Annotated in this window: 24 protein-coding genes; 5 read left to right on the top strand and 19 right to left on the bottom strand. The window is 67.7% G+C overall.

The features are described from left to right. Positions 1–47: 47 nt before the first annotated feature. The 4 genes from ehuB to PXD02_RS04345 form a co-directional block, all read right to left on the bottom strand. Positions 48–869, bottom strand: coding sequence for an ectoine/hydroxyectoine ABC transporter substrate-binding protein EhuB (gene ehuB, locus PXD02_RS04360; protein ID WP_275105701.1), 822 nt, complete (start codon positions 867–869; stop codon positions 48–50). Between the two features lie 25 nt (positions 870–894). Continuing rightward, positions 895–1,680, bottom strand: a complete 786-nt coding sequence (gene ehuA, locus PXD02_RS04355) for an ectoine/hydroxyectoine ABC transporter ATP-binding protein EhuA (protein WP_275105700.1) — start codon at positions 1,678–1,680, stop codon at positions 895–897. Between the two features lie 93 nt (positions 1,681–1,773). Next, positions 1,774–3,159, bottom strand: coding sequence for a MocR-like ectoine utilization transcription factor EhuR (gene ehuR, locus PXD02_RS04350; protein ID WP_275105699.1), 1,386 nt, complete (start codon positions 3,157–3,159; stop codon positions 1,774–1,776). Between the two features lie 98 nt (positions 3,160–3,257). Further along, complete coding sequence (locus tag PXD02_RS04345) at positions 3,258–5,327, bottom strand: catalase (protein WP_275105698.1); 2,070 nt, start codon at positions 5,325–5,327, stop codon at positions 3,258–3,260. Positions 5,328–5,573: 246 nt separating this feature from the next. Here PXD02_RS04345 and PXD02_RS04340 point away from each other — a divergent pair, with 246 nt between their 5' ends. Genes PXD02_RS04340 through PXD02_RS04330 form a run of 3 tightly spaced genes read left to right on the top strand, consistent with a single transcriptional unit; the run spans position 5,574 to position 8,646 of the window. After that, positions 5,574–6,002: a MarR family winged helix-turn-helix transcriptional regulator gene (locus PXD02_RS04340; protein ID WP_275105697.1), complete on the top strand. Its 429-nt coding sequence runs from the start codon at positions 5,574–5,576 to the stop codon at positions 6,000–6,002. Then, positions 5,999–7,621, top strand: coding sequence for an efflux MFS transporter permease (locus PXD02_RS04335; RefSeq protein WP_275105696.1), 1,623 nt, complete (start codon positions 5,999–6,001; stop codon positions 7,619–7,621). Before PXD02_RS04340 ends, PXD02_RS04335 begins: the two co-directional genes overlap by 4 nt. Beyond that, complete coding sequence (locus tag PXD02_RS04330) at positions 7,603–8,646, top strand: HlyD family secretion protein (RefSeq protein WP_275105695.1); 1,044 nt, start codon at positions 7,603–7,605, stop codon at positions 8,644–8,646. The genes PXD02_RS04335 and PXD02_RS04330 overlap by 19 nt, the downstream gene beginning before the upstream one ends. Before the next feature lie 153 nt (positions 8,647–8,799). On the opposite strand, the gene PXD02_RS04325 is transcribed toward PXD02_RS04330, so the two are convergent. The 13 genes from PXD02_RS04325 to PXD02_RS04265 all read right to left on the bottom strand — a co-directional run bounded on the left by PXD02_RS04325 (position 8,800) and on the right by PXD02_RS04265 (position 20,425). Then, positions 8,800–9,462: a TonB-dependent receptor gene (locus PXD02_RS04325; protein WP_275105694.1), complete on the bottom strand. Its 663-nt coding sequence runs from the start codon at positions 9,460–9,462 to the stop codon at positions 8,800–8,802. 140 nt (positions 9,463–9,602) lie between these two features. After that, on the bottom strand, positions 9,603–9,959 hold the full coding sequence (locus tag PXD02_RS04320) for a hypothetical protein (RefSeq protein ID WP_275105693.1): 357 nt from the start codon (positions 9,957–9,959) through the stop codon (positions 9,603–9,605). A 66-nt stretch (positions 9,960–10,025) separates the two neighbouring features. Then, entirely contained in the window at positions 10,026–11,978 is a 1,953-nt protein-coding gene (locus tag PXD02_RS04315; protein WP_275105692.1) for a hypothetical protein, read from the bottom strand. Between the two features lie 2 nt (positions 11,979–11,980). Then, on the bottom strand, positions 11,981–12,454 hold the full coding sequence (locus PXD02_RS04310) for a hypothetical protein (protein WP_275105691.1): 474 nt from the start codon (positions 12,452–12,454) through the stop codon (positions 11,981–11,983). Positions 12,455–12,798: 344 nt separating this feature from the next. After that, positions 12,799–13,140 carry a hypothetical protein gene (locus PXD02_RS04305; protein WP_275105690.1) on the bottom strand — a complete coding sequence of 114 codons (342 nt, stop codon included), beginning with the start codon at positions 13,138–13,140 and terminating at the stop codon, positions 12,799–12,801. A gap of 53 nt (positions 13,141–13,193) precedes the next feature. Next, the gene (locus PXD02_RS04300; protein WP_275105689.1) at positions 13,194–13,901 is read right to left on the bottom strand and encodes a hypothetical protein; all 708 of its coding nucleotides are present in this window, start codon (positions 13,899–13,901) and stop codon (positions 13,194–13,196) included. A gap of 235 nt (positions 13,902–14,136) precedes the next feature. Continuing rightward, positions 14,137–14,826, bottom strand: coding sequence for a NapC/NirT family cytochrome c (locus PXD02_RS04295; protein ID WP_275106358.1), 690 nt, complete (start codon positions 14,824–14,826; stop codon positions 14,137–14,139). 1 nt (position 14,827) lies between these two features. Then, positions 14,828–15,286: a nitrate reductase cytochrome c-type subunit gene (locus tag PXD02_RS04290; protein WP_275105688.1), complete on the bottom strand. Its 459-nt coding sequence runs from the start codon at positions 15,284–15,286 to the stop codon at positions 14,828–14,830. Beyond that, positions 15,286–17,793 (bottom strand): periplasmic nitrate reductase subunit alpha, encoded by a 2,508-nt coding sequence (gene napA / locus PXD02_RS04285; protein WP_275105687.1) that lies wholly within the window; start codon positions 17,791–17,793, stop codon positions 15,286–15,288. Before napA ends, PXD02_RS04290 begins: the two co-directional genes overlap by 1 nt. Beyond that, entirely contained in the window at positions 17,778–18,047 is a 270-nt protein-coding gene (locus tag PXD02_RS04280; RefSeq protein WP_275105686.1) for a chaperone NapD, read from the bottom strand. The genes napA and PXD02_RS04280 overlap by 16 nt, the downstream gene beginning before the upstream one ends. Then, a complete protein-coding gene (locus PXD02_RS04275; protein ID WP_275105685.1) occupies positions 18,040–18,531 on the bottom strand; it encodes a 4Fe-4S dicluster domain-containing protein in 492 nt (163 codons plus the stop codon). The genes PXD02_RS04280 and PXD02_RS04275 overlap by 8 nt, the downstream gene beginning before the upstream one ends. Positions 18,532–18,535: 4 nt before the next feature. Then, on the bottom strand, positions 18,536–18,721 hold the full coding sequence (gene napE, locus PXD02_RS04270; protein ID WP_275105684.1) for a periplasmic nitrate reductase, NapE protein: 186 nt from the start codon (positions 18,719–18,721) through the stop codon (positions 18,536–18,538). A gap of 240 nt (positions 18,722–18,961) precedes the next feature. After that, the gene (locus tag PXD02_RS04265) at positions 18,962–20,425 is read right to left on the bottom strand and encodes an alanine/glycine:cation symporter family protein (RefSeq protein ID WP_275105683.1); all 1,464 of its coding nucleotides are present in this window, start codon (positions 20,423–20,425) and stop codon (positions 18,962–18,964) included. A gap of 194 nt (positions 20,426–20,619) precedes the next feature. On the opposite strand from PXD02_RS04265, the gene PXD02_RS16770 reads away from it, so the two are divergent. Further along, a complete protein-coding gene (locus tag PXD02_RS16770; RefSeq protein WP_342759882.1) occupies positions 20,620–21,063 on the top strand; it encodes a TRAP transporter large permease subunit in 444 nt (147 codons plus the stop codon). 94 nt (positions 21,064–21,157) lie between these two features. Here PXD02_RS16770 and PXD02_RS04255 read toward each other — a convergent pair whose 3' ends face one another. After that, entirely contained in the window at positions 21,158–22,243 is a 1,086-nt protein-coding gene (locus tag PXD02_RS04255) for a DUF475 domain-containing protein (protein ID WP_275105682.1), read from the bottom strand. Positions 22,244–22,512: 269 nt separating this feature from the next. Further along, positions 22,513–23,328, bottom strand: a complete 816-nt coding sequence (locus PXD02_RS04250; RefSeq protein ID WP_473092055.1) for a TAXI family TRAP transporter solute-binding subunit — start codon at positions 23,326–23,328, stop codon at positions 22,513–22,515. Between PXD02_RS04250 and PXD02_RS16840 the strand changes: the two genes are divergently transcribed. After that, positions 23,235–23,432, top strand: coding sequence for a hypothetical protein (locus PXD02_RS16840; protein ID WP_473092091.1), 198 nt, complete (start codon positions 23,235–23,237; stop codon positions 23,430–23,432). The two genes, PXD02_RS04250 and PXD02_RS16840, sit on opposite strands and share 94 nt — an antisense overlap. Positions 23,433–23,435: the final 3 nt, after the last annotated feature.

The raw sequence follows: 23,435 nt of genomic DNA, 5'->3' as shown, positions 1-23,435 counted from the left end.
TTCTGCTGTCGGATGATCGGGCGGGGTGATCCCCCGCCCCCGTCACGTCACTGCTGCGCGCAAAGCGCCTCGCGGTTGGTCGAGATCGCCGCCTCGGCCGAGAAGCCGTAGGGTTCGATGATCTTGGCGAAGGCGCCCGATTCCTTCAACTTGGCCAGTTCCACGTCGAAGGCGTCGCGCAGTGCCGTGTCGCGCTTGTTGAAGGCCGCGCCGTCGCAATAGACCGGCGCGCCCTGGACCGGGGCCACGACCTCCAGATTGGCGTCGCCGGATTTCGCCAGCAGATCGTTCAGCGACAGGACCGGCAGCGAATAGGCGTCGATGCGGCCGTCCTGCACCATCTTCAGCCCCGATTGCGCATCGGGCACCACCACCAGCCGGTCGCGCGGCACGCCCGCGTCCAGCGCCAGCTTTTCCTCGGTCCCGCCGCCGGGCGCGCCCAGACGGGCTTCGGGGTCGTTGGCGAAATCGGCATAGGACTTGAAGCCCCTGGGATTGCCCTTGGGCAGAAGCAGCGCCTCGGCATCGCAGAGGATCGGCTCGGAATAGGCCACCGCGTCGCAGCGTTCGGGCTTCATGAACAGGCCCGCCGTGATCGCATCGACGCGGCCCGCCTGAAGGCTGGGGATCATTGCGCCGTAATCCAGGATCGAGGCTTCCAGATCGGCCACGCCCAGGGCCGCGAAGACCGCGCGGGCCACGTCGGGCGCCGCGCCCGAGACCTTGCCGTTGGCGCCGATGGCGGTGAAGGGCGGCTCGTTTCCGATGGCGATGCGGGCGGTGCCGGCATCCTTCAGGTCGTCCAGCTTATCCGCCAGCGCGGGCAGCGGGGCCGCCAGCAGCATGGCGGTGATCAGGGTGGTTTTCATCAGTCTCTCCTGTTGGTTTTTTCCATCACACGCGCTGTCCGGCGGCGATGATCTTGCGCAGGAAGGACTTCGTTCGGTCCTCTTGCGGCGCGGTGAAGATCTGGTCGGGCGGGCCCTGTTCGACGATCCGGCCCTTGTCGAAGAACAGCACCCGGTCGGCGAAGTCATGGGCAAAGCCCATCTCGTGCGTGACCAGCAGCATGGTCATATCGGTTTCCCGCGCAAGGCGCTGCATCACCTCCAGCACTTCCTCGACCAGTTCGGGGTCAAGGGCCGAGGTCACTTCGTCGAACAGCATGATCTGCGGCTGCAAGGCCAGCGCGCGGGCGATGGCCACGCGCTGCTTCTGGCCGCCGGACAGCTGGCTGGGCATATAGGCGGCCTTGTCGGCCAGACCCACCATCTCCAGCAATTCGCGGGCACGAGACTCGGCCGCCGCGCGGCCGACGCCCTGGGTCAGGACCGGGGCAAGGGTGATGTTCTGCAAGACCGTCTTGTGCGGAAACAGGTTGAAGTGCTGGAACACCATCCCGACATGGCGGCGCATCCTGTGCAGATGCGCCTCGTCCGCAGGCACCTCGGCGCCGCCCCTGGTCATATGATACAGCGGCTCTCCGTCGATTTCGATCCGGCCGCCGGAAATATCCTCCAGCGTCATCAGGATGCGCAGGATGGTGGTCTTGCCCGATCCCGACGGGCCGATCAGGGCCAGCTTCTCGCCCTTCATCACGTCGAAGTTCAGCCCGTCGATGACCTTCAGCGTGCCGAAGGACTTTTGCAGGTTCTGGATGCGGATGATCGGTTGGTCCATGCGTTCCCCGTGCTGTCACAGCGGAACTTTGCAGCGGGATTATATCAGGTCAATCACAAAATAATATCATGACAATTATTCGGGGCGCTTTGCCTAAACCAGCGTCAGAACCGGCTCGGCATTGCTGCCCAGGGTTTCGACGACCAGCCGCAGTCCGTGGCGCAGGTCGTCGGCACCGGTCGACCCCAAGGCGATTCGCACCGCGTCCCGCCGCCCGCGTTCGTCCAGCCGGAATGCCCGCCCCGAGGCGACCGCGACCCCCCGCTGCCTTGCTTGGGCCACGAATTCCTCCTCGTCGCGGCCGGGGGGCAGTTCCAGCCAGACATGCAGGCTTTGCGGATGGGCGTGAAAGGGCGCGGATCCCAGAACCTCTCTCGCGATGGCGTGGCGTTCGCGCAGGGCGTCCCGCTGCCAGGACATCAGCCGGTCCACCGTGCCGTCGCTGATCCAGTGGCTGAGCAGTTCGACCATCGCCGGCGTCGCCATCCAGTTCGTGACCAGATGCCGGTTCGCGGCGATCGGGGCCAGGCGTGGGGGCGACACCAGCCAGCCGATGCGCAGGCCCGGCAGGGTGGTCTTGGTGAAGCCCTGGATATGCAGCACCCGTTCCGGCGCCAGCACCGCCATGGGCGGCGGGCGATGCTGGATCAGCGTGTTCAGCATGTCGTTCTCGATGATCAGCAGGTCGTGGCGGCGGGCGATCTGAACCAGTTCGGCGCGGCGGTCGAGGCTGGTCATGATCGCCATGGGATTGATCGCCGAAGGCTGCATATACAGCGCGCGCAAGCTGCCCTTTCGGGCCAGGTGATCCAGGGCTTCGGGGACGATGCCGTCGTGGTCGACCGGCAGGCCCTCAAGGTGAAGACCCAGGTATTTGCACAGCGGCATCAGCAGGTGATGGGTCAGCGCCGCCGCCGCCAGGGTGCCGCCGGGGGGAACCGCGCTCATCACCGCGGTGGTGATGGCCGAGGTCGCGCCGTCGGCCAGGGTGATGCAGTCGGGCGCCACGTCCAGGCCGCCGCGCCGCAGCCAGTCCGCCGCCACCCGGCGATGCTGCGGCAGGACCGAACTGGGCCGGAACGACAGGGCGGCGGGCGCCGTCAGGTTCTCGGCCACCCAATGCAGCCCTTCGCGGAAGATGTCGACATGCATCCGCCCGGTCACGGGCTTCAGGATCGACAGATCGACCAGCCCGCCCGGCCGTTCGGCCAGATAGGGGGGCGAATTCTCGGATCCGGCGGGCAGGACGAAGGATCCGCGCCCCACCTCGCCCACCACCAGCCCGCGCCGGATCAGATCCTCGTAGGCGCGCGAGACCGTCTGTACCGACAGCCCCAGATCGTCGGCCAGCTTGCGCTGCGGCGGCAGGCGCGATCCGGCGAGAATCCGTCCGTCCCGGATGGCGCGGGCATATTGCTCGGCCAGGGAGAGATAGGCGGGGCGGTACAATGCCAGGGGGTCGGGGCGCCAGATTGTCATGATTCACTATCGGGACAATCCCGCCAAATGGCAAGGGCTTGCCGGAGTGCGGACGGGCGGGCGATGCCCGCCCGTCGCAGCCGGTCGGAAGGGCCCGGTCAGGCGGCGTTCTTGCGGCCCCAGAAGCGCAGGTCGCGGCAGGCGGCGATGAAGCCCTTGGCGTCGGATGCCGCGATGAAGCCTTCGTCCAGTTCCTTGGGCAGCCCGGCCTTGGCGAACAGAACACGCGCCGCGTCGTTGAAGGCCGCGAACTTGTAATGCGCCCAGGTGGTCGCGGCGAAATCGCGCGCGGCGGCCATCTTGGCCAGCATCTCGGCCTGGTCGTCCGACGGCAGGATCGCCACCGCATCGAAGACGGCCGAGGGCGCGCCCTCGACCATCTCGTCCAGGTCCAGTTCGGTGCCGTCCGACAGGACCACGCTGCCTGCCACGGGGCCGATGAACTGCACCATGGCGCCTTCGGCCTGGGCGGCGTCGACGATGGCCTTGACCTGGGCCACGTCCGATCCGTCGGTCAGCAACATGCCGATCTTGCGGCCCGCGAAACTGTCGGGGCCGTTCTTCAGGATCGACAGCGCCGGGCTTTCCGGCAGGTCGGTGCGCGGCGGAATGGCGGGCGTGGCGGGCGCGGGCATGTCCTTGACGCCAAGGCCCGCCGCCACCGCCTGGGCCAGATCCTGGTGGATGTTCAGCAGATGCGCCAGCATTCGCAGGCGGATCGGCTTGGCCTTGACCTTCGAAAGCTCGAAGGTCAGCGCGTCGGCCATGTGCTTCTGCTCGACCGGGGTCTGGCTGATATAGAACTGCCGGGCCTGGGAATAATGGTCGGCGAAGGTTTCCGACCGGATCCGCGCCTTTTCGCCGCTATAGGCCACCGGCACCGCGCGGATGCCGCCCTGTGCGACCTCGCGCGGGCCGCCCTGTTCGCCGCCCCAGCTGTTGGGTTCGTAATTCGCACGGCCGCGCGGGTTGTGCATGGCCATGTGGCCATCCTGCTGGAAATGGTGGAACGGACAGCGGGGCGCGTTGATCGGGATATGGTTGAAGTTGGGGCTGCCCAGCCGCTTCAACTGCGTGTCCAGATAGCTGAAGTTCCGCCCTTGCAGCAACGGATCCTCGGAAAAGTCGATGCCGGGGACGATGTTGCCGGTCTGGAAGGCCACCTGTTCCGTTTCGGCGAAGAAGTTGTCGGGCATCCGGTTCAGGACCATCCGGCCGATGGGGCGGACGGGCAGGATCTCCTCGGGGATGATCTTGGTGGCGTCCAGGATGTCGAAGTCGAAGCTGTCGGCGAAGGCGTCGTCGAAAACCTGCACGCCCAGTTCCCATTCGGGATAATCGCCCGACTGGATCGCGGTCCACAGGTCGCGGCGGTGAAAATCGGGATCGGCGCCGTTGATGCGCAGCGCCTCGTCCCACAGCACGGATTGCAGGCCCTGCTTGGGCTTCCAGTGGAACTTGACGAAGCGCGCCTCGCCCGCCGCGTTCACGAAACGGAAGGAATGAACGCCGAAGCCCTGCATGAAGCGGAACGACCGGGGTATGGCGCGGTCGGACATGATCCACATGATCATGTGCATGGATTCCGGCATCAGCGATATGAAATCCCAGAAATTGTCATGCGCGGTCTGGGCCTGCGGGAAATCGCTGTCGGGTTCCTGCTTGGCGGCGTGAACCATGTCAGGGAACTTGATCGCGTCCTGGATGAAGAACACCGGGATGTTGTTGCCGACCAGATCCCAGTTGCCCTCGTTGGTATAGAACTTGACCGCGAAGCCGCGCACGTCGCGGGCCAGGTCCATCGACCCCTTGTTCCCCGCGACAGTGGAAAACCGCACAAACACCTCGGTCTTCTCGCCCGCGCGCTGGAAGATATCGGCCGCGGTGATGTCGGACAGGCTTTCATAGGTCTCGAAATAGCCGTGCGCGCCATAGCCCCTGGCATGGACGACCCGTTCCGGGATCCGTTCGTGGTCGAAATGGAAGATCTTCTCGCGGAAGGCCTGGTCCTCGATCAGGGTCGGGCCGCGACGCCCCACCCGAAGGCTGTTCTGGTCGTCGGAAACCGGAGCGCCGACCTGCGTCGTCAGCGGCGGCACGTCGCCCCCGGCCTTCTGGTGAAGCTCTCCGCCGGTGCCGGTCTCGGTGGTATAGTCCTTGGCTGACATGATGCTCGCTCGCTTGGAAATGCATGACTACGGACGTAACGCGCGGCGGGCCGCATTGTTCGCGGGACGCGGCGTTTTTTGCCGAGCGGTCTGCGGGCCGAAGACCCGGCAAAAGCGGGGGCTTCGGGACGATGCGGGCGACCCCTGCCCGACTGATCTTTGATGAAGACCCGGATGAACGGGCGCCCGCCCTTGACGGCCGCCGTCCATGTCATTAGCTGGCTAACGAATAATCGGAACCGGGCCATGCCGCAATCCTCGCATTTCTTCGACACCCTGCTGCATCTGATGCGGCTGCTGCGCCGCAGCTATGACGCGCAGGCCGAGGCCGTGGGCCTGACCCTGTCGCGCGCCCGCGCCCTGACCGCGCTGTCGCGCATCAACGGGGCCACGCAGGCCGAGCTGGCCGCCGCCCTGGACATCGAGGCGCCCACCCTGAAGCGCCAGCTTGACGCCCTGGAACACGCGGGCTTTGTCGAACGTCGCCCTGCCCAGGGCGACGGCCGCAAGAACGCGCTGTTCCTGACGGCGCGGGGCCAGGACAACGGCATCGTCGATTTCACCCGCCGGATGCGGGCCGAGCTGGTGGCGGACATCCCGGATCGCGACCTGGCGGTGGCGCAATCCGTGCTGGACCGCATCGCCGCCAATATCGCCCGGCTGGACCGCCCATGACGGATGCCGCACCCCCGGCGCCGCTGGTCCATCCGCCGCTGCCCGTGCCCCGCGCCCTGGCCTATATGGGCGCGTCCGTGATGCTGGCGCTGTCCCAGGGGCTGGGCCAGGGCTTCGTGTCCGCCAACATTCCGCAATTCGCGGGCGACCTGGGGACGACCACGACACAGGCCAGCTGGCTGGTCGCGGCCTATATGATCCCGCGCGCATCCCTGCCCCTGCTGCTGATCAAGATCCGCACCCAATACGGTCTGCGCCGTTTCGCCGAACTGGGGATCATCGCCTATGTCGTGGTGGCCTTCGCCTCGGTCTGGATCAGCGACTTCCGCTCGGCGGTGGTGGTGCAGGCGCTGTCGGGCGCGGCCGCCGCGCCGCTGTCCACGCTGGCCTTCATGTACATGCTGGAGCCCCTGCCCCAGCAATGGAAGATGCGCCTGGGCCTGCCCGCCGCGATGGCGGTGATGATGTCGGGGCCGACCCTGGCGCGCGTGGTGTCGCCCGCGCTGATCGGCGACGGCGGGCTGACGGGGGTGCATCTGACCGCGCTTGGCATGGCGATGGTGTCGCTGATGCTGGTGTTCCACCTGCCGCTGCGCCCGGTGCCGCATCAGAAGGTGATCCAGACGCTGGATTTCGTCAGCTTCGCGCTGATCGGCTTCGGCTTCGCGGGGCTGACCATCGGCTTCGTGATGGGGCCGATCCATTACTGGACCGACGCGCCCTGGATCGGAATGCTGCTGGCGGCCTCGGCCGCGTCGCTGGCGGGGGCGGTCGCGGTGGAACTGAACCGCGCGGCGCCGCTTCTGGACATCCGCTGGCTGGTCAGCCCGGCGATGCTGCACCTGACCGCGACACTGTTCCTGTTCCGCCTGATCCTGTCGGAACAAAGCACAGGCGCGCCGCGCATGTTCCAGGCGCTTGGCGTGGCGCCCGCGCAGATGACCGGGCTGTTCGCGGTGATCGTCGCGGCCAGCCTGCTGGGCGGGCTGGCCTGCGTGGGCTGGATGCGCCCCGACCGCGTGCCCGCGCTGCACCTGACGGCGCTGCTGCTGATCGCGGCGGGGGCGTTCATGGACGCGCAGGCGACCATCGACACCCGGCCCCAGCAGATGATCGTCAGCCAGACGCTGATCGGATTTGCGGGAATGCTGTTCCTGCCGCCGGCGATGATGGCGGGGCTGGTCCAGGCCCTGGCGCGCGGGCCGCAATACCTGCTGTCCTTCGTGATCGTCTTCATCTCCACCCAGTCGCTGGGCGGAGTGCTGGGGTCGGGGCTGTTCACGACCTTCATCAACCACCGCCAGGCCGCCCATTACGCGACCCTGACCGAACAGCTTGCCGCCAGCGACCCCGCCACCGTCCAGGCCATCGCCCGCGCCGCCGCGGCGCTGACGGCAGAGATCCCGGACGCCGCCGCGCGCGGCGCGCAGGCCGTCCAGCAGGTCGCGCAGGACGCATCCGCCCAGTCCTGGGTGATGGCCTATAACGACGCCTATGCCCTGACGGCGCTGATCGCCCTTGCCGCCGCCTCGGCCCTGGTCCTGCACCTGCTGCGCGACCGGCTGGCCCTGCGGATGGCGCCCCAACCGGACCCGAATCCATGCAAAAAGAAAACCTGATCCCCACCGTCATCGCCCTGGTCATCGGCGCGGCAGGCGTCCTGCTGTTGCTGTTCGCCTGGCACCTGCCGCCGTTCCAGCCGTCGCAGCCGACGACCGAGAACGCCTATATCCGGGGCAAGGTCACCACGGTCGCCCCGCAGGTCGCGGGCTATGTCAGCGCCGTCGAGGTCACCGATTTCCAGGCCGTGAAGGCGGGCGAGGTGATCGCGCGCATCGACGACCGCATCGCCCGGCAGAAGCTGGCCCAGGCCCAGGCGCAACTGGCCGCCGCCCAGGCCGCGATGCAGGTGGCGACCCAGGGCGTCGCCTCGGCCCAGGCGGCGGCGCGGGCCAGCGAGGCGGGGATGGAATCGGCGCGATCGGCCCTGACCACGGCGCGGACCAGTTGGGACCGCGCGCAGGCGCTGCGCACACGCGGCGTGGCCTCGCAATCCTCGGCCGACCAGTCGGAACTGGCCTTGCAGCAGGCCCAGGCCGCCGTCGCCCAGACCCAGGCGCAACTGGACGTGCAGACCGAGGCGGTGAAATCCGCCCGCGTCGCCCTGCAATCGCGCCGCGCCGACATCGCCAGCGCCGAGGCGGCCGTCGAACTGGCGCGGATCGACCTGGACAACAGCGTCATCCGGGCGCCCTCGGACGGACATCTGGGGCAGGTCTCGGTCCGGGTCGGGCAATATGTGACGCCGGGCACGGCTCTTGTGTCCCATGTCGGGACCGAGATCTGGATCATCGCCAATTTCCAGGAAACCCACCTGACCGGCCTGCGCCCGGACGAGGCCGTGCGCTTTACCGTCGACGCCATGCAGGACCGCGCCTTTACGGGGCGGGTCGATTCCTTCTCGCCCGCGACGGCGTCGGAATACAGCCTGCTGGCGGGGACCAACGCGACCGGCAACTTCACCAAGATCGCGCAGCGCCTGCCGGTGCGGATCGCCATCGACCCCGGCCAGCAGATGGCCGAATACCTGCGCCCCGGCATGTCGGTGATCGTCCATGTGGATACCGGTCAGACCGGGCGATAACGCCCCCTACCCGGCGGGTGGCGCGGAACGGTGCGCCGCCATGAAGATCCGCACGGCGTCCGCCGCCAGGGCGTCGACTTCCGCCTGGCGATCCCGTGGTTGCAACGGCAATCCCTGACAGGCTGCTGCATCATTCGACGCGGCAAGGGGGCGTCAGAACTTGTCGATCAGGTTCACGAAGATGCCGCGCTTGGCCGGTTCGATCTTGCGCAGGTCGTCGGAAACGCCGCCCCAGGCATAGCCGACGCCCAGCCGGGCATGGGGCGTGACCTCGCGATAGACGGCCAGCAGCGCGCCGTATTCGGTCATCCCGGCGCGCGGAGCGTGGAAGGCGCGGATCTCGGCCATCGCGTCCCAGCGATGCACGATGCGGTAATCGGCCCGCAGCGCCGCCAGATGCGCGGTGGAGCGGGTGAAATCCGAATCGTCCCGGTCGGCCTGCCGGCGGGTGCGGAAGCCGTATTTGCCGCCCAGCGTCCACCGCTGGTCCAGGTCATAGCTGAAGGCCGCGTTCAGGATATGGCTGCGCTGGCGCTGCCCGTCCGTCTCGCCGTCGATATTGACCTGATCGGCCCCCGGCAGATCCTCCAGATAGGTATAGCTGAACAGCGCGTTCAGCCGGTCGTCCTGGACCGGGCGATAGGCATAGCCCAGCACCTGCCGCTGCGCGCCGAAGGTCAGGCCGCGCCGCTCGCCGCTGGCGGGGTTGTCGATCTGCGTCGGATCCTCGCGCCAGCCCAGCGTATAGGTGGTTGCGGCATTCTTGGCCCAGGCCAGTTCCAGCCGCCCGGCGACGCCCTGGGTGCCCTCCGACACTTCGGACAGCGCGCTCAGCCGGTCGGTGATCGTCGCCTCGGCGCCGATGCCGATCCGGTCGTCGCGCAGCAGATCGCCCGAGCGCGACAGGTTCGCCTGCCCGAAGACCCAGGCCGACAGGTCGTCGTCGCGATGCCAGGTCAGGCGCAGGGCCGCGTCGGTGGCCTTGCCGTTCTCGCCCGGGCCAGGGCCGTGGGATTGGCCAGGTCGCGACGCGCGATCTCGGCCTCGACCTGCCAGGCCCGGCTCAGCCAGTGGTCGATGCCGATCCGTTCGCGGTCGTCGCGCTTGCCCGCATCATCGTGGAACCGGGTGGCGCCGAAGGTCAGCGCGGTCGCGCCGCCGATCTCGACCCGGCCGTCCAGACCGGCGCTGCGCTGGCCGACCGTCACGTTCCAGTCGGGCGAGACGAAGCCTTCGTCCCGGCGGTCCCAGAAGGCGGTGCGATGGCCCGCGCCGCCGATCTCGGCCAGATCCAGCCGTCCCTCGACATGCACCCCCCTTGGCGCGCTGCCCCTTGACGCCCGCCGTAGGGCTCGCCGGATCCAGATCCCGCCCGCCGGTCAGCGACAGGGCCTGGTCCAGGCCCGACCCCTCGCTCTCGGCCAGTTCGGCCGAGAACCAGCTGTCTTCGCCCCGCTTCCACGGCAGGTCGGCCCCGCCCAGGCGGTTGTCGGCGCCCCCGCCCCTTCCTGCGCCAGCGTGGCGCCAAAGCGCAGATGCGGCGTCACCCAGCTTTCGGCCCGCGCGCCATAGCTGTCGCCGGAATCCGCGCCATTCGCCGGGCCATAGTCGTATTGCGCGACCAGGTTGACCAGTTGATCCCCCAGGGCGCTGTCGCTGACCAGCCCCGGACCGCCCGCCGAGGGCGAGAGCGGCGCGTTCAGGATCACCACGCCCTGCACATAGTCGATGCGGTAATCCCGCCCTCGACCAGGCGGCGGGACGACACGATACTGTTCGAAACCCGGTCGCGGATTTCGACCAGCAGCGTCTCGGTTCCCGCCTCGATGTCGCGATGGGACAGGAAATAGGCGCTGCCGCCGGTGCCGCGGAACACGTCGCGCTGGCTCAGCCGGTCGGTCGAGGCCGCATAGGCGCCGATCTTCTGCCGGGGACTGCCGTCTGCGGCCGTCTGCGGCCGTCTCGGCCGAGTGCCACCCGGCCGAGGCGCCGTAAAGCGTGCGGTCGCGGCGCACCATCCGGTCCAGGTCACCCTCGGGGCGGAAATCGCCCCACATGGTATGGCTCTGGTCGGTCTCCAGACGCAGGAACAGCCGCCCCGAGGTCGGCGCCAGGTTCTCGACCGTGCTGTCGTCGCCGGTGGTGACCCAGACCTCGCGGTCCTCGATCTGGCGCAGCACCTGGTCGGGGAAGCGCCGGGTCACATGGCGGAACATGTCGCGCAGTTCGGTATCGCGGGTGTCGACCGAGGCGGTCACCCTGGTGCCGTCGGCCAGCACCCCCTGGGCGAAGCCCGCGACCCGGCCGTGGCGCCAGATCTCGTCGCCGACCTGGTCGCGGCCCAGGGTGATCTCGGCGATGCCGGTCGCGAACAGCTCGCGCTGCGGGACGGTGACATGGCGGGTCTGGGCCTGGTCGCCCATCGCGATGCGCCGGTCATGTTCACCGGGCGGCAGGATGCGTTGCAGCACGAAGCGGCCCCCGTCATCGGGAATCGCCGGTTCGCCCAGCACGGTCAGCCGCGCCCCGGCGGGCAGATCCTCGCCCGAGACGGTGACCACCGCGCCGTGGACCGGGATGCCGCGCCGGGCGGTGCGGTCCTCGCCCTCGCCGGGCGCGATGATCGGGCCGGTCAGATCCGCGCCCTCCAGGGTGGCCGAGGCGCGCCGCAGCGGCAGCGGCACGGTCTCGTCGCGCCGCCCCTCGCGGTCTTCGACGCGCAGGATATAGGTCATCTCCTCCGGCCCTTCGGCGGGCATCCGCCATTCGGTCAGCCCGTTCGGCGATGTGGGCAGCACCGCCAGCGGACGGCCGGGCCGGTCGGGATCGATGACGATCACCTGCGCCCGCGCGATCCAGCCGGGATAGTTCGACGAGGTCCGGAACCGCACCGCCTGCCCCGGCCCATAGCTGCTGCGCAGATCCGCGGTCGCCACGTTCAGGATCGGCCGCGCGTCCAGCCCGTCGACGCTGACCCTGAGGCCCAGCCGGTCCAGATCGTGGTCGATCTCGCGCAGCCGGTCGGGCGCCGGGGCCGCGCCCGCGACGGTCCGGCGCGGCTCGGCCGGGGTCGCCTCGATCGAGATCGAGAAGCCCAGCGGCCCCAGGTCGCCCGCCGGTTCGTGCCGGGCATTGGGCGGCAGGTCGCGCGATACGACCGAGCCCGCATTGTCATGGGCGCAGTCGCCGGGCAACTCGCCCTGGATCAGCGCGCAGCCCTGGCTGTCGGCCGGATCCGCCAACGCGGATTGCAGCGACAGGATCAGCGCGAGGGTGGAGCAGGCCGTCAGACGGAAGGAAGCAATCGGGTTCATGATAGGAAAATTCGCCATCTTTACTCGTTCCGCGCACGGGCCGGAGCGGTTTCCACGGCCGTCTCGACATTCAGGGCAAAGCGGCCGTTCGCAGGCCACAACCGGCGCAGCGCCGCCTCGACCTGGCGCAGCCGCGACCGGGCATCGCCCTTCGCCTCGCCCGGTTGCAGCTGATAGCCCAGCCGCAGGACCGAAGGCTTGGCCGCGATCTGGCCGACCACCTGGCGCAGCCCTTCCTCAAGCTCGGGGCGCAGGCCGCGGCCGTCGAATGCGCGCGCCGACAGATCCACGCGCACGACCTGCGACAGGGTGGCGCCGAAGTTCATCTTCGTCAGCATCCCCGGCGTCAGCCGCACCACGCGCGGATTTTCCGAGGTCAGCCGATAGCCCAGCGGCAGCGTGCGCTCGTCCAGCTTCAGCATGAAGTTGGCGCCGATGTCGCGCGGCAGGGCGGCGCAGGGCAGGCTGAAGCGGCCATGCCGGTCGGTCGTCACCGCAAGCCCGTTCGGCGTCACCAGCCCGCACGCCCGGCAGGCCCCGTTCGGCCCCCTCGGCGGCGGCCAGCCGGCCCTGGTCGGGGCGCAGGCTCTGCCGCGACGGCTGGCCGTTGTAATAGCCGTCATGGTTGAGGTCGTCGAAGACCCGGCCGATGACCGTCGCGCAGGCAAAGACCGCATCGGCCTCGACCCGGATGGTGGCCGTGGCCTCGGGCGGCCGGTCGCGGGGCTGAAGGACTGCGCGCGGTTCACATAGGCGCCCGGCTCGACGCCGCCGCCGACCAGAACCTCGATCCGCACCCGCAGGGTTTCCCCCGCCGCCAGCCGCAGGTCGCGCCAGATCAGCCGGTTGCCCTGGATCTCGGGCTCGACCTTGCCGCCGCCGACCGTCGCGCTGCCCGAGCGATAGCTGAAGCCCGACGGCAGCGTGTCGACCAGATCGGTGACCGTGGCGAATAGCGCGGGATCAGCGTGAAGGTGACCTGGTTGCCCGCAAGGATGGTGCCCGAGGGCGCGCGCGACTTGGCGATCGACAGGTCGCTGCCGGCCTGGATCTCGGTATTCTTCAGCGCGGCGTTGTTGTCGGGGATCGGGTCGGCGGGTATGCCGCCGCCGATGCTGGCCGCCGGGGTGAGGGTCGAGCCGGAGGCCGCGACGATCTGCGCCTGGAAGTTGCGCGTCACCGTCGCGCCGACCGCGACCCGACCGGCGATGGCGCAGCGATAGGTGCCGGCGGTCAGCGTGCAGCCGGGCGGGGGGTGATGTTGGCAAGGCCGGTCGGGACCGGGAAGGTCAGCGTCAGGTTGCCGACCGCATCGGGGCCGTTGTTCGTCGCGGCCAGGGCATAGGTCACGACCGATCCGGACGTCGCGGAATTCGGCCCGGTCATCGTCAGCGCGACATCGGCGCCTGCGGTGATGCTGGTATTCTCGGTCACGGCGTTGTTGCCGGGCTGGGTGTCGGTCGCCGTGCCCGCAGCGGCCGGGACCGAGGCGCCAAAGGCGATCATGCCCTGCGCCGAGCTGCGCAGACGCGCCGTGAAGCCGACATCCGTCCCCGCCGCCAGCGCAGGCACCGGACAGGAAACCGTGGCCGGCCCCGTCGCCGGCAGAGGCGCGCAGCCGGTGATGGCCCCGGTCGTCGCCTCCAGCACGGTGCCGGACGGGACCGTCAGGCTCAGCGAGGTCGCGGGCGCCGCGTTGAAGCCGTCATTGGTGATGCGGATCGAATAGTCGACCAGCCCGCCCGCGGGCGAGGGATCCAAGGTCGCATCGTTGATGTTGACCACCCAGTCGACCGCCTGCGCCGCAGCGCCCTGGACGCTGAAGGCCAGAAGCGAGCAGCCCAGCAGGATCGAGAGGAACGTTTGGAAGAAGACCCGGTGAGAAGCGAAATAGCGGCGGACACTGCGAGCAAAGTTTTTGGATATCGACGACTCAACCATGTTCTTTCACTGCCCGAAAAAACGGCAGCGGAACCTTCTGGCCAGAGAAGGATTAACAAAAGATTAACGAAAAGGGGTTTTGCGCGGGGCTCCTGCCGCTTAGCCGCCATTTTTCATCCGCATCACGGACGCAGAGTGCCCGCACAGACCGGCCCCACCTGGGGGCAGATCGACGGCAGGATCAGGTCGGCAAGGATGCCCAAGGCGGCGATGAAACGCCTGGCGCGCGGCGGTATCACTCCGCCGGGGTCTGGCGCAGGAAGCTGTGGATTTCCTCGGCGGGGGTCAGGCCGGGCTGGATCTCTCCCTGAAGGTCGGCGGGCAGGGTCCAGCCGGGTTCCACGCCGGTCATGTCGGGCAGGTCGTGGGCGATGCCCTTGTGGCAGTCGATGCAGGTGCGTTCGCCCGACAGAAGATAGGTCGAATGGATCTCGGCCGCGCGCGGGGCCTGTCGGCCCAGGTCCATCGCGATGGCGGAATGGCAGTTGCGGCATTCCAGGCTGTCATTCGCCTTCAGCCGCGCCCATTCGCGCTTGGCCATCACCAGCCGGTGTTCCAGGAACTTCTGCCGCGTGTCGATGGTGCCGAAGACCTTGCCCCAGACCTCTTTCGATGCCTGCATCTTGCGGGCGATCTTGTCGGTCCAGTCATGCGGCACATGGCATTGCGGACAGCCCGCCCGCACCCCCGAACGGTTCGAGTAATGGACCGTGCGCGACATCTCTTCATAGACGTTGGCGCGCATCTCGTGGCACGAGATGCAGAAGCCCTCGGTATTGGTGAATTCCAGCGCGGTGTTGAACGCGCCCCAGAAGATCACCCCACCCAGGAAGCCGCCCAGCGTGAGGAAGCCTAGGCCCAGCGTGCCCGCAGGGGTCCACAACACGCGCCAGAACCAGCGGAAGGGTTGCAGGATCCGGCGCATCTCACTCACTCCCCGCGCCGGTCGCACCCAGGTCGGACATGTCGGTGAAGGTGTTCCCGATCAGCGCCGGGGCGTCGGCCTGCGGCACATGGCACTGGGTGCAGAAATACCGGCGCGGCGACACGTCGGCCAGCATCTGGGCCTCGCGCGTCATGTAATGCGTGATCGAGATCATCGGCGCGCCCGACCCCTGAGTCATCTCTCGGGTGTGGCAGGACATGCAGCGGTTGGTGTTGACCGACAGCTGATAGCCCTCGATCGAGTGGGGAATGACCGGCGGCTGTTCGGGATAGGCGCGCATCTGCCGCACGTCGTCGGTGACGAACTGCGCGATCGGCGCGGCGCGCACCGACCGCATCGGATCGGGCTGCGGGCCGGACAGTTCGGGGACGTTCTGCGCCATCGCGAAGCTGGCGGCGAGACAGGCGGCAAGCGCGATCGAAAGGCGAAGCTGTCCCATCACACCCGCTCCACCCGCACGGCGCATTTCTTGAAATCGGTCTGTTTCGAGATCGGGTCGGTCGCGTCCAGCGTCACCTTGTTGATCAACTGGCTGGCGTCGAACCAGGGCACGAAGATCACGCCGGGCGGCATCCGGTTGCGGCCGCGGGTCTCGACCCGGCTGCGGATCTCGCCCCGGCGCGAGACGATGCGCACCTCCATCCCCTGGTTGAGCCCGCGTTCGCGCGCGTCGATGGCGTTCATGAAGACCTTGGCGCCGGGGAAGGCCTTGTAAAGCTCGGGGACGCGCATGGTCATCGACCCGGAATGCCAATGCTCCAGCACCCGGCCGGTCACCAGCCACATGTCGAATTCGTCGTCGGGGCTTTCGGCGGGCGGTTCATAGGGGACGGCGATGATGACCGCGCGGCCGTCGGGATTGCCATAGAAGTCGACCCCCTTGCCCGGCTTCACATAGGGATCGTGGCCCTCGCGGAAGCGCCAGCGGGTCTCTTGCCCGTCCACCACCGGCCAGCGCAGCCCGCGCACCTCGTCGCTTTGATAGACGTCATAGGGCGCCAGGTCGTGGCCATGGCCGCGCCCGAAGCTGGCATATTCCTCGAACAGGCCCTTCTGGAGATAGAAGCCGAAATCCCGCGCCTCTTGGTTGGGGTAATCCGCGCGCACCTGGTCCAGCGGATACCGGTCCACCTGGCCGTTGGCGAAGCAGACATCGAACAGGGTCTTGCCGCGGAAGTCCGGGTTCGCGTCCAGGATCTCGGCGGGCCAGATCTCGTCGGTGGTGAAGCGTTTCGAGAATTCGACAAGCTGCCACAGATCCGACCGCGCCTCGCCCGGCGCGTCGACCAGTTGGTGCCAGGCATGGGTGCGCCGTTCGGCGTTGCCATAGACACCCTCCTTCTCGACCCACATGGCGGCGGGCAGGATGATGTCGGCGGCCAGCGCCGTCACCGTCGGATAGGCGTCCGAGACCACGATCAGGTTGTCGGGGTTGCGATAGCCCTGATAGGTCTCGTTCTGGGAATTCGGCGCGGCTTGCAGGTTGTTGTTCACCTGGATCCAGTAGAAGTTCAGCACCCCGTCCTTCAGCATCCGGTCCTGCTGGACGGCGTGGAAGCCCGGCTTGGTGTTCAGCAGCCCATGCGGCAGCTTCCACAGATCCTCGGCATGGGCGACGTGTTCGGGATTGGTCACCACCATGTCGGCGGGCAGGCGGTGGGCGAAGGTGCCGACCTCTCGCGCCGTGCCGCAGGCCGAGGGCTGGCCCGTCAGCGAGAAGGGAGAGTTGCCGGGTTCCGAGATTTTCCCGGTCAGCAGGTGGATGTTGTAGACCATCTGGTTGGCCCAGACGCCCCGGACGTGCTGGTTGAAGCCCATCGTCCACAGCGACATGACCTTGCGGTCGGGATCGGCGTAAAGCTCGGCCAGTTCCTCCAGGAAACCCGGCTCGACGCCCGACAACTCGCTGACGTGATCCAGCGTATAGGTCGAGACATGGGCCTTGAAGGCCTCGAAATCGCTGTCCTCCATCAGGCCGGGATTGCCGGCGCCGGTGGCGGCCAGTTCCAGTTCGTGTTCGGGGCGCAACCCATAGCCGATATTGGTGGCGCCCTTCTTGAAGACCGTGTGCCGGTCCACGAAGTCCTGGTTCACCCGCCCGGTCTGGATGATGTGGTTGGCGATATAGTTCAGGATCGCCAGGTCGGTGCCCGGCTTGAAGATGATCGGGATGTCGGCCAGATCCATCGACCGATGCGTGAAGGTGGACAGGACCGCGCATGTCACGCCGGGCGTGCCCAGGCGGCGGTCGGCCAGCCGGGTCCACAGGATCGGATGCATCTCGGCCATGTTCGATCCCCACAGCACGAAGGCATCGGCATGTTCGAAATCGTCATAGCAGCCCATCGGCTCGTCGATGCCGAAGGTGCGCATGAAGGCCACCGCCGCCGACGCCATGCAGTGCCGCGCATTGGGGTCGAGGTTGTTCGACCGGAACCCGGCCCGCATCAGCTTGGTCGCGGCATAGCCCTCCAGCACGGTCCATTGGCCCGACCCGAACATGCCGATGCCTTCCGGCCCCTTCTCGGCCAGGACTTTCTTGACCCGCTCGGCCATCAGGTCGAAGGCCTCGTCCCAGCTGACCGGCTCGAAGGTGCCGTTCTTGTCGAACTGGCCGTTGGTCTTGCGCATCATCGGCGTGGTGAGCCGGTCCTCGCCATACATGATCTTGGACAGGAAATAGCCCTTGACGCAGTTCAGGCCGCGATTGACCTCATGCTGCATGTCGCCATGGGTGGCGACGACCTTGCCCTCCTTGACGCCGACCATCACGCCGCAGCCGGTGCCGCAGAACCGGCAGGGGGCCTTGGACCAGTGGATCTTCAGCGCCTCGACCCCGCCCGCGACGGGCTGGGACAGGGCCGCCTGCGGCAGCCCGGCGGCCGAGGCGGCGAGCGCCGCCGCATGGGTCTTGAGAAGCTGGCGGCGGGTCAGGTCAAGCGGCATGGCGTATCCTCCGTTTCCTCGGCGTGCTCGAAGACCATGCTGGCCGCCAGAACGCCCTTGATCAGATTGATTTCGGTCAGCCGGTCGCCCAGCCTGCCGGTGCTGTCGCCCTCGATGGTGACGATCAGGCGGGTGGCGTCGCCGCCGTGGATCTCGACCCCGTCCATCGCGGCCACCCGGTCGCGGACAGCGGGCATCGCGTCGGGGGCGACCGTCACGACGGCGGATGAGACATGCCAGCGCGGCTCAGGCATCCTCGGCCTCCCGTTCGACCGCCAGGATCGCCCCGGCGGGACAGGATGCCGAACAGGCCGCGCAGCCCGTGCAGGCGGCCGCGTCGATGCGCGGCAGGAACGGCGCGCCGATCCTGGGCTGCATGGCGATCGCCTGTTCGGGACAGGCATCGCGGCAGGACATGCAGGCGATGCCCGCATGGGCGAAGCAGTCGGCCGAGATCCGCATCACATGCGCCATGCGCCGGTCGGCCGTGAAGACCGGCTCGGGACAGGCCGCCGCGCAATCGCTGCAGAAGGTGCATTCCCCGGCCTCGGGCCGCAGCGCCACGACCTTGGGCGCCAGGGTCAGGACGGCCTGCGGGCAGGCCTGGACGCAGGTGCCGCAACCGGTGCAGGCGGCAAGCGAGGCGGCGGTGACGCCGGGGGGACGGGGCAGGAACGGCGCCGGGCGGGTGGCGCCGCGCAACACATCCCGGCGCGACAGGGCGGGACCGGCGGACACGGCCCTAATGCCCCGAAGGCCCCGGCGGTCCGGCGATCAGCTGATACATCCAGACAAGGAACCCATAGCCGCCCACGGTCGCCACCGCGACCACCGGCCAGATGCCGAAAGCCAGCAAAAGGAACTGCGCCAACTCTCCACGGCGGCTGGACGCTTGTCTCTCGGGTTCGGTGGCATGTCGGTCCGACATGGCTGCCTCCTGAGTCTGGGGGGGTGACTCGATCCCACCCCTGTCCCTGGAGGCTAACAAAAGAAATAATTGAAATGCAACCTTTCCGGGACACTCCGTCATGCAGGGGTCACGCAAGGGGAAGGCCGCGCATCTTACCGGCAGCGATGATCGCGCAGGAACCGGCGCGGCGGAAAGCGGCCAAGTCTACGATGGCCCCGCCCACGGGACGGGACATCGCGCCCTGGCCGCCGCGCGCGGCTAGGACCGCTCGCTGGCCTTCCATTCCTCCCAGCTGGGCTGGCCCTTCATGAATTCCTCGATCTGCTGGCGGTTGGCCTCAAGCCGGGGATCGTGGCGCAGGTAGAAGCGGGTCTCGCGCGCGATCAGGCCGGACAGGATCAAGAGGCCGATCAGGTTCGGAATCGCCATCAGCCCGTTCATCACGTCCGAAAAGCTCCAGACGACGCCCAGTTGCACCGTGCAGCCCAGCAGCACCGCCAGCGAGAACAGGATGCGAAAGGGCATCACGCCGCGATGGCCGACCAGGCGTTCCAGGTTGCGCTCGCCGTAATAGGCCCAGCCGAGGATGGTCGAATAGGCGAACAGCACCAGGCCGATGGTGACGATCCAATGGCCCCACTGCCCCGGCAGCCCATGGGTGAAGGCCTGCCCGGTCATGATCGAGGGCGAGATCTGCGTCCCGGTCTGCGGGTCGATCTCGTTCCAGACGCCGGTGGTGACGATGACGAGGCCGGTGCAGGACACGACGATGATGGTGTCGATGAAGGTCTGGGTCATCGACACCAGCCCCTGCCGCACCGGATGGGTGGTCTGCGCCGAGGCCGCGGCGATGGCGGCCGATCCCATGCCGGATTCGTTCGAGAAGATGCCGCGCGCCACGCCGAACTGCACCGCGATCATGATCGTGGAACCCAGGAACCCGCCGGTCGCCGCCGTGCCGGTGAAGGCCTGCGAAAAGATCTCGCCCAGGGCGGCGGGAACCGCCTGGATATTGACCAGCAGGATGTAAAGCGCGCCCAGCACGTAGAACAGGATCATCACCGGCACCAGCCCGGCGGTCACCCGGCCGATGGACTTGATGCCGCCGACCAGCACCACCAGCGTCAGGCCCGCCAGCGCCACCCCGGTGACCCAGGTGGGGATCATGAAGCTGCGTTCCAGGTTCGAGGCGATGGAATTGCCCTGGGTCATGTTGCCGATGCCGAAGCAGGCGCAGACGGCGAAGACCGCGAAAGCCAGCGCCAGCAGCTTGCCGAAGGCGTTCGGGATGCCGCGTTCCAGGTAATATTGCGGGCCGCCGTTCTTCTCGCCCACCTCGTCGGTGGTGCGGAAGCGCACGCCCAGGAAGGCCTCGGCATATTTCGAGGCCATGCCCAGGATCGCCGTGACCCACATCCAGAACAGCGCCCCCGGCCCGCCCGCCGCGATGGCCGTCGCCACGCCGACGATGTTGCCGGTGCCGACGGTCGCCGCCATGGCGGTGGTCAGCGCCTGGAATTGCGAGATGTCGCCCTCGGCATCGTCATCCTTGCGCTTCAGCAGGCCAAGCCGCAGCGCCGCGCCCAGCCGGACCAACTGGATGCCCTGCAAGCGGAAGGTCAGATAAAGCCCGGTCCCCAGCAACAGCGGGATCAGAAGATAGGGCCCCCAGACAATACCGCCGATTGTCCCCAGGACCGCGTCTATCCGGTCGAGTTCCATCCGTCCCCTCCTTCGCTGTTGCCACGACCGGTAACAGCAGCCTTGGGGCCCGAATGTCAAGTTCGCCCGCTTGCCGTGCCCCGCCAGGGCAGGCACGAACGGGCCTTTGCGCGGCAGGACGGCCCGGTTTCCGCAAGCCTCGACGGTTGTGGGCGGCGCCGCCTTTGGGCTAGGCTGGGTTCAGGGAAACAGGGATAAGGCGCAGACCGGCACCTGCCTGTGGGAAGGCCGGCGTGATGATCGGCGTCGTCACCCTGACCCGCGTCGGCTTCAAGATCGCCTTCATGGTGACCTCGGTCGCGGCGGGCTGGGTGGTATCGGTGCATGGCCTGCTGGCGGGGCTGTCCTTCGAACTGTTCAGCATCGAGACGCCGACGCTGCTTTTTACCCTGCTGATGACGGCGGTGGTCTGCGTGCTGATGGGCTGCGGCGTGCCGACGACGGCGAATTACATCATCATGGTCGCCGTGTTGCCAATCGGCGCCGCAGCCCTGGTGATCGCCGTCCTGCCCTTGATCAGAAAATCCCCGAGACGAGATCTTCGTCGAGGAGCGATCCGTCGAACGCGGCCTTCGGGGCGCGTTCGCCATTCATCTTTCCCCTCCATCCTGAATCCTACACGAATCCGCATCAGGTGACCGAGATGCTTGCGCGGCTGCTGGCTCCTGTCGGCCTTCCATTCGAACGGGTCGAAAAGAACCGGCCGCGGATCGCTCTGCGGCCGGTTTCCTTTTACTCGCCTGCCTCGGCGAACCTTCTGTTCCATCGGATCGAGGACCACAGCGACACGCCGATCAGCGCCGCGCCGCCCAGGCCGGTGATGACCTCGGGGATGTGGACGAAGGATTGCAGGAACATGATCACCGACAGCGCGATGATGGCGTAGAAGGCGCCGTGCTCCAGATAGCGATACTGCGCCAGCGTGCCCTTTTCCACCAGCATGATGGTCATCGACCGCACATACATCGCGCCGATGCCCAGGCCGATGGCGATGATGAACAGGTTCTGGGTCAGCGCAAAGGCCCCGATCACGCCGTCGAAGCTGAAGGACGCGTCCAGCACCTCCAGATACAGGAAGGCGCCCAGGCCGCCCTTGGCCCCCGCGACAAGGGTTTCCTGGGTGCTGTCCAGCAGCCCGCCCAGAACCTCGACCAGCAGGAAGGTCAGCAGGCCCCAGATCGCGGACTTGAAGAACACCTCGGATTCGGCGGGATCCAAGAAGCGCGAGAAGATCAGGACCAGCGACAGCACCACCGCGACCTCGATACCGCGGATGGTGGCGTATTTCTGCATCTTGGATTCCAGCCAGCGGACCCAGTGCACGTCCTTTTCGTGGTCGAAGAAGAAGGACAGGCCGACCATCATCAGGAAGGTGCCGCCGAAGGCCGCGATGGGCAGGTGCGCATCGTGCATGATGCGGGCATATTCCGCGGGCTGGGCGGCGGCCAGGACCACGGCCTCCCACGGGCCGATCCTGGCGGCGATCACCACGATCAGCAGCGGGAAGACGATCCGCATCCCGAAGACCGCGATCACGATCCCCCAGGTCAGGAAGCGGCGCTGCCAGACCGGCGTCATTTCCTTCAGCTTGTTGGCGTTGACGATGGCGTTGTCGAAGGACAGCGAGATTTCCAGCACGGCCAGCACCGTGCAGATGAAGAAGATCGTCAGCGTGCCGCCGACCGTGCCGGTCATCTGCCAGCCCAGATAGGCGCCCAGCATCAGGCCGACGACGGTGACGATGAAGGCCCAGGTGAAATAGTGAAGGATCGGCCGGGCGCCTGCGCGCGCGCCATCGGAAGGCAGTCCGTTTTCCATGCAAAGAATCCAGGCGGCTGTTTCGAAACAGTGCCGACATCACGAATGTGCCGCCACATCCGCCAGAGGGGCCCGGTCACCCAATCTGCACCCGCGAATCCGCGGATGCCGCGTCTATGCAATAGCACGGGGCGTTTCGCCAACAAAAATGTGCCCTGATCCCGCAAAATCGCGCATGGCCCTACGCCGTCCCGCCGCCCATGCCCCTGACCGGAAGCCGTCCCGAATGACAGACAAGGAACCCAGCACCGGCGGCGACCAGAGACCGATCACACCCGGATCCGGGCGGGGCTGAAATCCGAGGACTCGCAGAAAAGGCTTGAGGCGGCGCGCGCGGCGCCCCCCGGTTCGTCCATCCGCAGCGTCCAGCGCCGCCCATCCGTCAAGACCGGAGGGCCGGTGGCAGCGGCTGCCCTGTCGACCGTCTCCGGCTGGCCGCTGCTGAACCGCGCCGGCGCCCCGTCCCAGACACCCGCCGCCGCCGCGCTGATCCCCCGGCCGGTCATTCGCTGGCGGGTTGCCGCCCCTGGCAATTCGCCCGATGATAGGCGTTGCGACGAGTCGTATTCATAGGTCATCAGCACCGCCTTGACCGTGACCAGTTCCACCGGGTCGGGCTGGAAGTCATAACGCCCCCCCGGCAGCGTCGAGGGCGCATAGACCGCTTGCAGCGTGGTGTCCTGGATGGGCAGCAGGTGGAACCGAGCACCGTCGATGTCGCCGTCCACATACAGCGACACGGGCGCCCCGGCGGCATAGAAGAACGCGTCGATCTGCCCCGCCTTCAGCTGCGGCAAGGCGTCCTGCGGCGCGGCCGGCAGCTTCTCGGCCGGTTCCGTCCCGGTCAGCGACAGGATCAGCGAGGCGGTCAGGAAGGTGCCGCTGTTTTCCACGCCGATGGCCACGCGCTTGCCCGCAAGACCCTTGAGGTCGGCGATGTCGCGCCGGGCAACATCGCCCAGACCGCAACGGCCATGAAGGCCGTTGGCGCGTGGTTTCTCTTCCTGCCGCCCGACAGCCCCATCTGAACCCGATCGAAAGGGCCTTCGCCAAACTGAAGGCCCTGATCCGCAGGGCAGCGGCACGGACCTACGAAGACCTCTGGCGTGCTGTCGGCCAGGTCCGCGGCCTCTTCACCGAGGACGAAGGCTGCAACTTCTTCATCGCCGCAGGACATGAAACCGATTAGACG

Source organism: Paracoccus sp. S3-43 (assembly GCF_029027965.1).
Taxonomy (GTDB): domain Bacteria; phylum Pseudomonadota; class Alphaproteobacteria; order Rhodobacterales; family Rhodobacteraceae; genus Paracoccus.
The sequence above is the reverse complement of the archived record's forward strand: the minus strand, read 5'-3'. Positions and strand labels throughout refer to the sequence as shown.